The sequence below is a fragment of the Brevibacillus sp. MCWH genome, from assembly GCF_013096935.1.
In the GTDB taxonomy this organism is placed as follows: domain Bacteria; phylum Bacillota; class Bacilli; order Brevibacillales; family Brevibacillaceae; genus Brevibacillus; species Brevibacillus aydinogluensis.
In genome coordinates, this window is the sequence record NZ_SDLF01000001.1 from 34,229 (window position 1) to 48,238 (window position 14,010).

The 14,010-nt window shown below is 55.0% G+C and carries 15 protein-coding genes; 14 read left to right on the forward strand and 1 reads right to left on the reverse strand.

What is annotated here, in order from left to right:
- Positions 1-30: 30 nt before the first annotated feature.
- Genes ETC00_RS20575 through ETC00_RS00180 form a run of 3 tightly spaced genes read left to right on the forward strand, consistent with a single transcriptional unit; the run spans position 31 to position 1,436 of the window.
- A complete protein-coding gene (locus ETC00_RS20575) occupies positions 31-306 on the forward strand; it encodes a putative Se/S carrier protein (protein WP_171563911.1) in 276 nt (91 codons plus the stop codon).
- A 2-nt stretch (positions 307-308) separates the two neighbouring features.
- On the forward strand, positions 309-1,196 hold the full coding sequence (locus ETC00_RS00175) for a mechanosensitive ion channel family protein (RefSeq protein ID WP_171563912.1): 888 nt from the start codon (positions 309-311) through the stop codon (positions 1,194-1,196).
- Positions 1,197-1,226: 30 nt separating this feature from the next.
- Positions 1,227-1,436 carry a DUF951 domain-containing protein gene (locus ETC00_RS00180; RefSeq protein ID WP_171563913.1) on the forward strand — a complete coding sequence of 70 codons (210 nt, stop codon included), beginning with the start codon at positions 1,227-1,229 and terminating at the stop codon, positions 1,434-1,436.
- Positions 1,437-1,726: 290 nt separating this feature from the next.
- Here ETC00_RS00180 and ETC00_RS20910 read toward each other — a convergent pair whose 3' ends face one another.
- A complete protein-coding gene (locus tag ETC00_RS20910) occupies positions 1,727-1,816 on the reverse strand; it encodes a YjcZ family sporulation protein (RefSeq protein WP_171563914.1) in 90 nt (29 codons plus the stop codon).
- 340 nt (positions 1,817-2,156) lie between these two features.
- On the opposite strand from ETC00_RS20910, the gene pepF reads away from it, so the two are divergent.
- The 11 genes from pepF to ETC00_RS00240 all read left to right on the forward strand — a co-directional run bounded on the left by pepF (position 2,157) and on the right by ETC00_RS00240 (position 13,723).
- Complete coding sequence (gene pepF, locus ETC00_RS00190) at positions 2,157-4,070, forward strand: oligoendopeptidase F (RefSeq protein WP_171563915.1); 1,914 nt, start codon at positions 2,157-2,159, stop codon at positions 4,068-4,070.
- A gap of 504 nt (positions 4,071-4,574) precedes the next feature.
- Positions 4,575-4,769, forward strand: coding sequence for a hypothetical protein (locus ETC00_RS00195; protein WP_171563916.1), 195 nt, complete (start codon positions 4,575-4,577; stop codon positions 4,767-4,769).
- Between the two features lie 281 nt (positions 4,770-5,050).
- Complete coding sequence (gene ychF / locus ETC00_RS00200; protein ID WP_171563917.1) at positions 5,051-6,151, forward strand: redox-regulated ATPase YchF; 1,101 nt, start codon at positions 5,051-5,053, stop codon at positions 6,149-6,151.
- Between the two features lie 139 nt (positions 6,152-6,290).
- Positions 6,291-6,578 carry a 30S ribosomal protein S6 gene (rpsF, locus tag ETC00_RS00205; protein ID WP_171563918.1) on the forward strand — a complete coding sequence of 96 codons (288 nt, stop codon included), beginning with the start codon at positions 6,291-6,293 and terminating at the stop codon, positions 6,576-6,578.
- Between the two features lie 29 nt (positions 6,579-6,607).
- Positions 6,608-7,066, forward strand: a complete 459-nt coding sequence (locus ETC00_RS00210; protein WP_171563919.1) for a single-stranded DNA-binding protein — start codon at positions 6,608-6,610, stop codon at positions 7,064-7,066.
- Positions 7,067-7,123: 57 nt separating this feature from the next.
- Positions 7,124-7,354 carry a 30S ribosomal protein S18 gene (rpsR, locus tag ETC00_RS00215; protein ID WP_171563920.1) on the forward strand — a complete coding sequence of 77 codons (231 nt, stop codon included), beginning with the start codon at positions 7,124-7,126 and terminating at the stop codon, positions 7,352-7,354.
- An 88-nt stretch (positions 7,355-7,442) separates the two neighbouring features.
- Entirely contained in the window at positions 7,443-8,351 is a 909-nt protein-coding gene (locus ETC00_RS00220; RefSeq protein ID WP_171563921.1) for a DUF2232 domain-containing protein, read from the forward strand.
- Between the two features lie 4 nt (positions 8,352-8,355).
- On the forward strand, positions 8,356-10,293 hold the full coding sequence (locus ETC00_RS00225) for a DHH family phosphoesterase (RefSeq protein WP_171563922.1): 1,938 nt from the start codon (positions 8,356-8,358) through the stop codon (positions 10,291-10,293).
- Positions 10,294-10,360: 67 nt separating this feature from the next.
- Positions 10,361-10,804, forward strand: coding sequence for a 50S ribosomal protein L9 (rplI, locus tag ETC00_RS00230; RefSeq protein WP_171563923.1), 444 nt, complete (start codon positions 10,361-10,363; stop codon positions 10,802-10,804).
- 24 nt (positions 10,805-10,828) lie between these two features.
- A complete protein-coding gene (dnaB, locus tag ETC00_RS00235) occupies positions 10,829-12,178 on the forward strand; it encodes a replicative DNA helicase (protein ID WP_171563924.1) in 1,350 nt (449 codons plus the stop codon).
- A gap of 258 nt (positions 12,179-12,436) precedes the next feature.
- Positions 12,437-13,723 (forward strand): adenylosuccinate synthase, encoded by a 1,287-nt coding sequence (locus ETC00_RS00240; protein ID WP_171563925.1) that lies wholly within the window; start codon positions 12,437-12,439, stop codon positions 13,721-13,723.
- The last annotated feature ends 287 nt before the right edge of the window (positions 13,724-14,010 follow it).

Below are 14,010 nucleotides of genomic sequence, written 5' to 3' on the forward strand. Positions count from 1 at the left end.
GAACAGAAAAAGTGGAGGGAGGGGCTCGATGTGGAAGGCGAGACTGTACTGATCGCGTTCGATTCCACCCAGCAGGCACTGCGGGCGGAGATGCTGCTGGAGTATGCCGATATCGACATTGACACTCGTCCGACCCCGAAAGAAATCACGGCCGGCTGCGCCTTGTCCATTGAGTTCCCGCTGGCTGATTACCGGCAGGCCAGAGAAATCATCGAAGGGCAGCATGTAGAAATTCGCGGCTACTTTCGCTTGTTTTCCGACTGCTACCACGAAATCGACGAACACGGAAACAGGAAGGAGCAGTAAACGTGACAGAGGAAATTGCCAAACAGGAGCGATGGTTTGAGACGTTGTATGCGCAAGCGAGCGCTTACCTGACCAATCCCGACACATGGATCACAATCGGAGCGATCGTCCTGAAAATCCTGCTGATTATCATCTTGTCCCGCATCGTGGTGGCGCTCGTCCAGGCGGCGGTAAACCGGGTGTTTCAACATCGGCGGGGGAGCAAGCTGCAGATCGAGCAGCGGCGGGTCGACACGCTGCGGGTGCTGGTGAACAACGTCGCTCGTTACTCGATCTATTTTTTGGCCATCTTGCTGACACTGCAGCAGTTGGGCGTCGACCTGCGTCCCGTGCTGGTCAGCGCAGGGGTGCTGGGGCTGGCAGTCGGGTTTGGCGCGCAAAGCCTGGTGCGCGACGTGATCACCGGCTTCTTCATCATTTTTGAAGATCAGTTCGCCGTGGGCGATGTGGTCACGATCAACAACATGACGGGTACGGTGCAGGAGATCGGCCTGCGGATCACCCGGATTCGCAGTTGGACGGGGGAGGTTCACATTTTCCCCAACGGGAGCATCACGCAGGTGACCAACTATTCGCTGCAAAACACGTTGGCGGTCGTGGACGTATCGGTTGCCTATGAAGAGGATCTGGACAACGTCGAACGCGTCCTGAAAGAGATCATCAAAAAGGCGCAGGACGAAGTGCCGGATATCGTCGCGGAACCGCAATTGCTTGGCGTTCACGCCTTCGGTCCGATGGAAGTGATCATGCGCGTGACGGCGGAATGCAAACCGAACACCCATCACGGTGTGAGCCGCAAGCTGCGGGCGATGATCAAGCGGGAGTTCGACGCCCGCGGCATCGAGATTCCGTATCCGCGGTTGGTGTTCCAGCCAAAAGGACAAGCCTGACAAGAGGGAAGAGGAAAAGGAGGGAGAAGCATGGAACGTAAGCAGTTTGCCCTGGGGGACATCGTGCAGATGAAAAAGCCCCATCCATGTGGGACAAACGCCTGGAAAGTAATCCGCATGGGCATGGACATCCGCATCAAATGCACCGGGTGCGAACACAGCGTGATGATCCCGCGTCTGGAATTTGAGCGGAAAATGAAAAAAGTGCTGGTTCGGGCAGAGGAACAGCCGGAATCGTAACCGTTCACGACTGGAATGCCGGGTCGGCGAAAACGATGGCAAGCACAGCAAAATCGAACAAGCGAGCACAAGGAAAGAGGATGCGACGCGTCACAGGTTGCATCCTCTTTCGTTTGGTCAATGATGGCAAAAGGCAAGGGACCCGGTCGGTTGCCGTCTGGCCTTGCGCAACACCTCGTGTGGTTACCCTCTCGATATTCAGGCAAAGCCGCTGTCGAAGCGATGCCGGGGATGGATATGCTCGCTTCAAACGGTTGTACACCTTATATAGCTTGGATAGCGCGGGAACGTTACTCGCAGTCACAACCAACGATAACAAGCAGGATGAAGAGAACCAGCACAAGCGCGAAACCGTCGAAGCGGCCGTTGAAGATACCCACTAGCTAACACCTCCTACCCTGGATTCATTACCTATGCTATGTCAGAGGAGAGGAGGCGGTATGGGCGTTTGTCACGCTGCGCGGAAATTAAGTTATACACAACACTATCCACAAAAATGTGGACAACCAGGTCGTTTTTCCGGGAATTTGCCGCTAAAACTGTGGATAACCATACGATTCGCCAAATATTATACACAGTTTTATTCACAAACAATGCAAATCTTTGGATAAATAGTATTAAATATTTTAAATATTTTTATTAGTAAGAAGGAATTTAGGGGGAGGGATATAATTACAGTATTTAGCAAAGATATAACATAAAGAAAAGGGGCGATTCTGTGTGAAAAAGCATGCGTTGGCATCTTTGACGGCGCTGGCAATCGCGTTGACGACCGTATCTTCCCCGTTTATCCCGTACAGCACGGCGGCGGTGGCGGCTGCGGCTGAAGCGCCCGTTTACAAATCCCGCGCCGAAATTCCCGACAAGTACAAATGGAAGTTGGATCATATCTACCCGACCGTTCAGGACTGGGAGAAGGACGTCGCCAAGGTGGAAGCGCTGGCAAATGCGTTTACCAAGCATCAGGGCAAACTGGGCCAATCGGTGCAATCGCTGCTGCAGGCATTGGACGACTACAGTGCGCTGATGCGCTTGAACGACAAGGCGTACGTCTACGCCAACATGGCCCTGGACGTCAACTCGGCAAATCCCGAACTGCAAAAGCTGGCCGACCGGGCGGAAAAAATGAACACGCTGGTCTCCGAAAAGACCTCGTGGATGCAGCCGGAGATCGTCGCCATTCCGGACAGCAAGATGAAGAGCTTCCTGGAAGCCAAGGAATTGGCGCCGTACAAAATGATGCTGGAGGACATGATCCGCACCAAACCGTACTCGCTGCCCAAAGAGATGGAGGAATTGCTGGCCAAATCGTCGCCGCTGGGCAACTCGCCGACCAACATCTACAGCATGCTCTCCAAGGACGTGAAATTTCCAAAAATCAAGGACGAAAAGGGGAATGAAGTGCAGTTGACGCGGGCCAACTTCGTCTCCTATCTGGAGAGCAAGGACCCGCGGGTGCGGAAAGATGCGTTCAAGGCATACTATCAGGCGCTGACAGACTTCCAGGACACTTTTGCCCAGACGCTGGCAGCCAAAGTAAAAGCGGACAACTTTTACGCCCAGGCGCGCAATTACGGCTCTGCGCTGGAGGCCAGCCTGACGCCCAACAACATCCCTACGAAAGTGTACGACGAACTGATCGAAACCGTGAACAAAAACCTGCCGCTGTTGCACCGCTACATCGCGCTCAAGAAGAAAATGCTCGGCGTCAAGGAATTGCACATGTACGACATTTACGTGCCGATCGTGCCGTCTGACGACAAGTACATTCCGTACGAGGAAGGCAAGAAGATGGTCATCGACGGACTGCAGGCGCTGGGGGACGACTACGTGAAGGTGCTGGCCGAGGGCCTGGAAGGCGGCTGGGTGGACGTCTACTCCACCGACGACAAGCGCAGCGGGGCGTACCAGTGGGGAGCGTATGACACGCACCCGTACGTGCTGCTCAACTACCAGGGCACGCTGGACGACGTGTTTACGATTGCCCACGAAATGGGCCACGCGATGCAGTCGTACTACACCAACAAGACGCAGCCGTACATCACGTCGAACTATCCGATCTTTACGGCGGAAGTGGCGTCCACGATGAACGAAACGCTGCTGTTCAAGAGCATGTACGAAAAGGCCAAGACCAAGGAAGAGAAAATGTACCTGCTCAATCACTACCTGGAGAACTTCCGCTCCACGCTTTTCAGACAGACCCAGTTTGCCGAGTTTGAGCGGTTGATTCACGAGAAGGAACAGGCGGGTGAATCGCTCAACGCCGAAGCGCTCAAGCAGATTTATCTGGACCTCAACAAGAAGTACTACGGCAAGGACATGGTCTCGGACGAGGAAATCGCCATGGAATGGGCGCGTGTACCGCATTTCTTCAACTACCGCTACTACGTCTACCAATACTCCACCAGCTTCGCCGCTTCCCAGGCTCTGGCCAAACAGGTGCTGGACGAAGGCAAACCGGCAGTCGACCGCATTCGCAAAAACTTCCTCGAAGCAGGAAACTCCGCGCCGCCGATCGAGGTGTTGAAAGCGGCAGGCGTGGACATGTCCACTTCCAAGCCGATCGAACAGGCGATGGAGATCTTCGAGGAGACGCTCAACGAGCTGGAAAAGCTGGTCAACGAAAAGAATTAGTGCAGGAGAAACTCCCTTCGGCAGTGAAGGGAGTTTCCGTGTGTAGACAAAGTTGGTGGCGCATGGGTGATCGGGCCCGCTGGCTCTCTTGACGCCCAGCAAAGAAGTAGATGATGTCCGCTTCAAAACGCGACGCGGGCAGGGGGCAAACATCTGGGTGTTTCGACGAAAGGAAACTTGTGCCCCCTGTTTTTCCCTGCGTCTAGCGTTTTTCCGCTGAGCAGGTCGTCAAAGGAGCTCGCTTGGCCCATCACTCCATGCCATGTACTTTGTCTTCAGCTTCGGTTGATGAATATGCAGGCCTTTCAGCCTGGAAACGATGAAAGATCGTTTCCTTGTGGACACTCAATAAATAAACAGTTTGTCTTTAGTCTGACTCCCTTCGGCAGTGAAGGGAGTTTGTTGTATAAAATATTACAGAATTGATATATTATTCAATAAAGCTTCGTAGTTAAGCAGCCGACAGGATTGCAAAAGCAGTGAAAAAGTAAAAGGGTGAAACAAATGAGTGTAATCCCGTTGTTGTTTACCTTCGTTATCGCATCAGGATTACTGTGGTTGATTTATAAGTCGATTAAAAAAAACAAGCTGCCAAGCAGGACAGATTATACCCCTTTTGACGATATGATGTCCGGTCGAGTTGGCAAAGATCCATTGAGTTCTTTTATGCAGCAAAAGGATGAAAATGAAAAACAGTAAATGATGACGTAACGTGCGCCCTCGTATTCAGCGGAGGCGTTTCATTTTTGTGTTGTGTTCGGGACTAGTTTTATCAAACAGGACAAGTATAAATAGCCCCTGTCCCGCAAGAAAGGGAGCTTTTTTTGTCCCAGCACAGGATGCTAACGTAAGTAGCGTAAAAGACGCTCACAGACGCAACCGCATGCAGGGATATGCTGCCACAAGGAGACAATTGTATTCTTTCAGCCAAATCTATATACTGAAAAGGATATGAGGATGAAAACAAGGAGTGTATATAGATGGGTGCATCTTGTGGCATTGTAGGCCTTCCCAACGTAGGCAAGTCGACTTTGTTCAACGCGATCACGCAGGCGGGCGCCGAATCGGCCAACTATCCGTTCTGTACCATCGACCCCAACGTGGGTATTGTCGAGGTGCCGGACCCGCGCCTGACCAAGCTGACGGAGATCGTGGTGCCGAACAAGGTGGTTCCGACGGCATTTGAGTTTGTGGACATTGCCGGTCTGGTCAAAGGGGCCAGCAAGGGCGAAGGATTGGGAAACCAATTCCTGGGACACATTCGCGAGGTGGATGCGATCGCTCACGTGGTGCGCTGTTTTGAGGACGAAAACATCACGCACGTGGCTGGGCGCGTCGATCCGCTGAGCGACATGGAGACGATCAACCTGGAGCTGATCTTTGCCGACCTGGAGTCGGTCGAACGGCGCATCGACCGGATCGGCCGCAAGGTAAAAGCGGGCGACAAAGAGGCGAAGCAGGAGCTGGACGTGCTGGAACGCCTGAAGGCGGCATTTGAAGAAGGCAAGCCGGCGCGCAGCGTGGAGCTGGACGAGGATGAACGCAAACTGATCCGCGATCTGCATCTGTTGACCATCAAGCCGGTGCTGTACGTGTGCAACGTGGCGGAGGACGGCATTCTTGACGCCGACAACAATCCGCACGTGCAGGCGGTGCGCAAGCAGGCAGCAGAGGAAGGGGCGCAGGTGGTCGTGATCAGCGCCAAGGTGGAGGCGGAGATCGCCGAGCTGGAAGGCGAAGACAAGCAGATGTTCCTCGAAGAGCTGGGGCTGAAGGAGTCCGGTCTCGACCGTCTGATTCGCGCCGCCTACGACCTGCTGGGACTGATCACCTACTTCACTGCCGGCGTGCAGGAAGTGCGTGCGTGGACCATCCGCAAGGGCACCAAGGCCCCGCAGGCAGCGGGAGTGATCCACAGCGACTTTGAACGGGGCTTTATCCGCGCCGAGGTGATCTCCTACGACGACCTGGTGGAAGCCGGTTCCGTGGCGGCCGCCCGGGAAAAGGGCAAGTACCGTCTGGAAGGGAAAGAGTACGTCGTCCAGGACGGCGATGTCATGCATTTCCGGTTCAACGTATAGAACTCAACCTTGCCTCTCAGAAGGCGCTTTGCTATAATACAAAAATGCGAGTATTTATGGAGTGCATGTCCCATGCTTATCTATCTGCACTCGCTCCTTGCCCGTACAGGGCCGCTAAGTCCATAAGGAGGTGAAAGGTATGCGTCAATACGAAGTAATGTACGTATTGCGTCCAGACCTTGAAGAGGAGAAAGTAAAAGCCAACGTTGCTCGTTACCAGGAAGTTGTCACCAACTTCGGCGGCGAAGTGACCAATCTTCAAGAGATGGGCAAGCGTCGTCTTGCGTATGAGATCAAAAAGTTCCGTGAGGGTTACTACGTTTTGATGAACTTCAAGGCGAATCCCGATGCTGTTGCGGAAGCAGAGCGTCTCATGAAAATTAACGACGACGTGATTCGCTACTTGTTTGTTCGTGAAGAGAAGTAATCGTCGTCGCGGGCAGAGGGGGACCCAAGATGAATAAAGTCATTCTCATCGGAAACCTGACGAAAGATCCGGAGTTGCGCTATACGCCAAACGGTGTCGCTGTTGCCACCTTTACCCTCGCGGTGAACCGTCCGCGCCCCAATCAGGCGGGCGAGCGGGAAGCCGACTTCATTAACATTGTCGCCTGGCAGAAGCTGGCCGATTTGTGCGCCACGTATCTGCGCAAAGGCAGACAAGCGGCTGTCGAAGGGCGCATTCAGACGCGTTCCTACGACAACAAGGAAGGCAAACGGGTGTACGTGACGGAAGTTGTGGCGGAAAACGTCCAGTTTTTGGGCGGGCGTGGCAGTGAAGGCGCAGGTTACGATCCCGGCTTTGGCGGCGGGAAACCGACCGGCGGCCAACGTGACGACTTTGATCCATTTGGAGATCCCTTTGCCAATGCTGGCAAGCCGATCAACATTTCGGATGATGACTTGCCGTTCTGATTTGAGGTTGCGTTCAATCGTAGAACTTCACATTTCCTGCAAAAGGAGGGACTTTTCATGGCGCGCAAAGGACGTCCGAACAAGCGTCGCAAAGTGTGCTACTTCAAGGTTAACAAAATCAAGCACATCGACTACAAAGACACCGATCTGCTGAAGAAGTTTATCAGCGAGCGCGGCAAAATCCTGCCTCGTCGCGTAACCGGCACTTCTGCGAAGTATCAGCGCATGCTGACCGTAGCCATCAAACGTGCACGTCAAGTGGCACTGCTGCAGTACACGGCTGAATAATTGACACAATGCAAAAGGGGGACACAATTGTGTGGCCCTCTTTTTTCCATATTTGTTGTCATTGCCAGATTTTCAGTGAGGTGTCGCCATGCCTTCAAAAACCAAACAACTGGCGGAGAACGCCGTGCTGTTGGCCATCGCGCTGGTGCTGCTGTTTGTCAGCCTCTACACGGTGCTCGGCGTCGTAACCAGCTTATTGCTTCCGCTGCCGTTCGTGCTGTTGGGCATGAGACGAACGGTCCCGAACATGATTTGGATCGTGACAGGCTTTGCCTTGTTGAGCGGAGTGCTGATCGGGCCGACGACCGGCTTTATCGCGCTTTTGTCCGGGCTGTGGGGCGGCGTCATGGGCGTGATGTACGCCAAGCGCGGGACGGCGCTGTCTGCGATTACGGCGGGAGCCGGCGTGGTGTTTCTCGGATTCGTTTCCTTTTTGGCTCTCGCAACGTTTGTCCTGCATGTCGACTTCCAGGCGGTCATGCGGGAGGCGGCAGCCTTCAAGCCGTCGTTTATGACCAAAGAGCAGTTTGAACAGTCCCTTGCGCTTGGCAAAATGGTATTGCCGGCGTTTCTGGTCATGTTCAGCTACCTGCAGAGCGGCATCACACACGGGCTGGCGCGCTTGATTGGCAAGCGGCTGGGGTACCCCGTGCCCGCCCTGAAGCCGGTGCGCGAGTGGAGCTTTCCCCGCTCCCTGCTGTACTACTATTTTGCTGCCCTGATCGGTCTGTTCGTGGTAGGACAGGAGATGGAGGAAACGTTCTGGTCAAGCGCCGTTCTCAACGTAAAGGTGATGCTGGACGGCGTCTTTGTCCTGCAGGGATTGGCTTTCGTTCTGTTTGCCTGTCATCTGTACGGATGGAAGCGATTGGCCCCGGCGCTTGTTGTCTCTCTATTTATTTTTCCGTTCCTAACTACTATACTTAGCTTATTAGGCATTTTAGATCTGGGGCTGCAATTGCGCAAAAAACTGGAAACAAGAGTGAAGAGGGGCTGAGGAAATGCCCAAATTCCTGTTAAAGCGTTGGTACGGGCTGCATATGGTCCTGGCTCTCAGCTTTAGCTTGTTGCTGTTGGGGATTTTGACGCTGCATCACTGGATGTACGGGGCGATCGGGATTATCTGTCTGATTGGCCTGGTTCTTTATGCCCTGCAAGCGGAAAAAGGCTTTCAACGGGATCTGCGCCTATACCTGGCTACGGTGACGCACCGGGTGAAAAAAGCGGGAGAAGGCGTCATCCAGGAACTGCCGATCGGCATATTGTTGTACAACGAAGATAAGGTAATCGAGTGGGTAAACCCGTTCATGACGAACATGTCGGGAGACGAAATGATGATCGGGAAAAGTCTCCAGGACGTTTTTCCGCATCTGAGCTGGAAACCGGAGCAGAAGCGGCTGGAGTTTACCTACAACGAACGTACCTATGAAGTGCTGATCCGGCCCGATGAGCGGCTGCTCTACTTCACGGACATTACCGACATGAAAGAGCTGTCGCTTCGCTACCATCGCGAAAAGGCCGTGCTCGCCATCATTCACCTCGACAATCTGGACGAAGTGGGGCAGGTCATGGACGAACAAAGCCGCACCCTGTTATCCACCAGCGTGTCCGGGGTCATTACGGAGTGGGCCAACAAGCACGGCATCTACCTGCGTCGACTCACGGCCGACAAGTTTTTGGGACTAATGGAGCGAGAGACGCTGGACAAATTGGAAGAAAGCCGTTTCGACATTTTGGACGTCGTGCGGGAGATGACGGCCGACAACAAGATACCGCTGACACTCAGTATCGGGGTGGGAGCGGCAGCCGACACGTACATCGAACTGGGACAAATGGCCCAATCCAGCCTGGATATCGCGTTGGGTCGAGGCGGCGACCAGGCCGCGGTCAAAGTGGGCAACAAATTGACGTTTTACGGCGGCAAATCCAACGCCGTGGAGAAGCGCACGCGCGTCCGTGCCCGCGTGATCGCGCACGCGCTGCGCGACCTGATCCACGAAGCAGAGCACGTCATTGTCATGGGACACAAGCAGCCGGACATGGACTCGATCGGCGCGTCGCTCGGGGTGTTAAAGGCGGTGCAGGTCCACAACAAAGAGGCCTACATCGTCATGGACGAAGGCAACTCGTCCGTGGAGCGGCTGATGAAGGAGATCTACGCCCATCCGGAGCTGGCCGACTCGTTCATTACGCCGGAGCAGGCGATTCGTCTTGTCACCGGCAGGACGCTGCTCGTCGTCGTCGATACACACCGGCCGTCGCTGGTCATCGAACCGCAGCTATTGCAGGAAACCAGCCGGATCGTGGTGATCGACCACCATCGCCGCTCCGAAGAGTTCATCGAGCCGGTGCTTTTGTACCTGGAACCGTACGCCTCCTCCACGTCGGAGCTGGTGACGGAACTGTTGCAGTACCAGAGCGAACGGTTAAACATCGACAACCTGATCGCGACGGCCCTGTTGGCCGGGATCGTGGTGGATACCAAGAGTTTTGCATTCCGCACCGGTTCGCGCACCTTTGAAGCGGCGTCGTTTTTGCGCCGGAACGGGGCAGACACGGCGGCGGTTCAGCGCTTGCTGAAAGAAGACTTGCAGCAGTACGTAAAGCGGGCGCGCGTCATCATGAACACGGAGACGTACCGCGACAACATGGCGATTGCCGTGGGCGATCCGAGCGAGGACTTTACACAGGTACAGGTGGCCCAGGCGGCGGAGCAACTGCTGTCGCTGTCCGGGATTGCCGCGTCGTTTGTCGTCGCCAGACGCGCCGATGACACCGTGCTGATCAGCGCCCGATCCCTGGGGGACATCAACGTCCAATCCATCATGGAGCGATTGGGCGGCGGCGGCCACTTGAACGGCGCGGCCACCCAGATCGAGGGCATTTCCCTGCGAGAGGCGGTCAAACGCTTGAAAGAAGCAATCGATGAGGTCGTCTAGGCGCGCGTAAGGCACTGTTGTTACGCTCTGCCCTCGACCAGTATTCGATGAAAAGGGGGAAACGACGATGAAAGTCATTTTTCTGCAAGATGTGAAAGGACAAGGCAAAAAAGGCGAAGTGAAAGACCTGTCGGAAGGCTATGTGCGCAACTTCCTGCTGCCGCGCGGACTGGTCAAGGAAGCGACAGAGGCCAACCTGAAGACGCTGGAAGCGCAGAAGCGCAGCGAGGCAAAACGCAAGGAGCAGGAGAAGCTGGAAGCTCAGGAACTGGCAAAACGGCTGAACGAACTGACCGTGAAAGTAGCGGGAAAAGCGGGAGAGGGCGGCCGCCTGTTCGGCGCCATTTCGAGCAAACAGGTGGCGCAAGCCTTGGAAGAGCAGTTCAACATCAAGGTAGACAAGCGCAAACTGGAGATGGAAGCGATTCGTTCGCTGGGTGTGACGCAAATCAAGGTTAAGCTGCACAACGAAGTGACGGCAACGCTCAAAGTGCACGTGGTGGAAGAATAATCGAGGCAAGCGAGGGGGTGTGACGTGAGCGACCTGTTTTTGGACCGTGTGCCGCCGCAAAACAACGAGGCCGAGCAGTCTGTTCTGGGGGCAGTGTTCTTATCCAAGGAAGCTCTCATCACGGCCATCGAGATTCTTCGACCGGAAGATTTCTACAAGACGGCGCATCAGCGGATTTTTAAAACGATGCAGGACCTCTACGAAAGAGGGGAACCGGTCGACCTCGTCACGGTGACGGCGGAACTGCAGGACCACAAGCTGCTGGACGAAGTGGGCGGCGTCACCTATCTGACGGAAATCGCCAGATCCGTGCCGACGGCGGCCAACATCGAATACTACGCCCGCATCGTCGAGGAAAAGTCGCTGCTGCGCAGGTTGATTCTCACGGCGACCAAAATTGCCAATGACGGTTATTCGCGCGAAGACGACGTCACGCAGATTCTCGCGGATGCCGAGAGATACATCCTGGAAATTGCCCAGAATCGCAACAGCGGGGGCTTTGTCCCGATTCGCGACGTGCTGTTGGAAACCTACGAACGGATTGAATTTCTCAGCCAGAGACGGGGGGACGTGACCGGCATTCCGTCCGGTTACCCGGACCTGGACAAAATGACCTCCGGCTTTCAGCGCAGCGACCTGATCATCCTGGCCGCCCGTCCGTCCGTGGGGAAAACTGCGTTTGCGCTGAACGTGGCGCAAAACGTGGCGGCCCGCGCGGGAGAGACCGTGGCGATCTTTTCGCTGGAGATGGCGGCATCGCAGCTCGTACAGCGGATGATCTGCGCGGAAGGCAACCTGGATGCATCCCGGATGCGGACGGGTTGGCTGGAAGAGGACGATTGGCAGAAGCTGACGATGGCGATCGGAACGCTGGCCAAGGCCCCCATCTACATCGACGATACGCCGGGGATTACCGTGCAGGACATACGGGCCAAATGCCGGCGGCTGCAGGCGGAAAAAGGATTGGGGCTGATCGTGATCGACTATCTGCAGCTCATTCAGGGACGCGGGCGCGGAGAAAACCGGCAGCAAGAGGTATCGGAAATCTCCCGTACGCTGAAAGGGATCGCCCGCGAGCTGAACGTGCCGATCATCGCGCTCTCCCAGCTGAGCCGTTCCGTGGAGCAGCGCCAGGACAAGCGGCCAATGATGTCCGACATCCGCGAATCCGGCTCCATCGAGCAGGACGCGGATATCGTGGCGTTTTTGTACCGGGACGACTACTACGACAAGGAAACCGAGAACAAAAACGTGATCGAAGTCATTATCGCCAAGCAGCGGAACGGCCCGACCGGAACCGTGGAGCTGGCGTTTTTAAAGGAATACAACAAGTTTGTCAGCCTGGACAACCGCTTTCGCGACATGGCGGGTTGAGCAGCGCACCGCGGTCAGCGAAGGCGGCACAGGCAGGTGCAAGGCCGGACAGCTGTCCGGCTTTTTTGCTGTGTCCGCATGATAGCGGCAAAAGAGGGATCAGCGGCTGTTTTTCTGAATAAGATAAAAATACCGAACGTATAAACTAACCAAACTCCTAACGTTCGTATTTTCATTGACAAGGTATGAATTGGTTTAGTACACTTAGGGTGTTTCAGGCCCAATCAAGGATATGACGAATGCAGGAGGTGTTTTTCGATGTCAACGGTCGTTGTCGTCGGAACCCAGTGGGGCGATGAAGGTAAAGGAAAGATTACAGACTATCTGGCAGAAAGCGCAGAGGTCGTGGCCCGTTACCAAGGGGGTAACAATGCGGGGCACACGATTATTTTTGATGGAAACAAGTATAAGCTGCATTTGATTCCTTCCGGGATTTTCTATAAAGATAAAATTTGCGTGATCGGCAACGGGATGGTGATCGATCCGAAGGCGCTGGTGGCGGAGCTGGATTACCTGCACGGTTTCGGGTTCTCCACGAAAAACCTGAAAATCAGCGACCGCGCGCACGTCATCATGCCGTACCACATCAAGCTGGACAGCGTGGAAGAAGAGAGCCGCGGCCAAAACAAGATTGGCACCACGCGCAAGGGAATCGGTCCGGCGTACATGGACAAGGCGGCGAGAATCGGCATTCGCATCGCCGATCTCCTGGACAAGGATGAGTTTGCGCGCAAACTGGAGCGCAATTTGGCCGAGAAGAACCGCCTGCTGGAGAAAATGTACAATACCAGCGGCTTTGACCTGAACGAAATACTGGAAGAGTACCTGGGGTATGCGGAGATCATCCGTCCGTACGTCACCGATACCTCCGTGGTGCTGAACGACGCGATCGACCGCGGCAACCGCGTATTGTTTGAAGGCGCGCAAGGGGTACTTCTGGACATCGATCAGGGCACCTATCCGTACGTCACCTCCTCCAACCCGATTGCCGGCGGGGTCACGATCGGTTCCGGCGTCGGTCCGACCAAGATCAACCAGGTGATTGGTGTCGCCAAAGCCTATACCACCCGCGTAGGTGACGGCCCGTTCCTGACCGAGCTGACCGACGCAACCGGCGACTATATTCGCGAAGCGGGATTCGAGTACGGCACAACCACCGGACGTCCGCGCCGCGTCGGCTGGTTTGACAGCGTGGTAGTCCGCCATGCCCGCCGCGTCAGCGGGATCACCGGACTGGCCGTGACCAAGCTGGATACGCTCACCGGCATCGACACCCTGCGCATCTGCACGGCGTACGAGTACAACGGGCAAATTATCGAGTCGTTCCCGGCAAGTCTGAATATGCTGGCCAAATGCAAACCGATCTACGAAGAGCTGCCGGGGTGGAAGGAAGACATTACCGGAGTGCGCAGTCTCAACGATCTGCCGGAAAATGCCCGCCACTACGTGGAGCGCATCACCCAGCTCACCGGCATTCCGCTCTCCATTTTCTCCGTGGGTCCTGACCGCGAACAGACCGTGGTTGTCCGCGGCATCTACGGATAATCAATTTTGTATCAGGCAAATTGCATACGAAAAAGCTGCCGTTTCGGGCAGCTTTTTTATTTTCATTTGTCACCTGATATTTCTGTGACCGGTTTCGCAGTGCGGAGGAAGGGATTTTGCCCCCGTTTGACCAAAACGTCCTGGTCTGTTTGTCCCATTCAGGTCGGAAAGAAGGAGCACTCTTGTCCTGTCGTCTTCGTTTGTGCCCAGGAGGATAAGCAGGGGAAAATTTTTTTGTGGCGGACAGACACAAACCGACTTTGTCTGGGCATATGGTATGGCATACC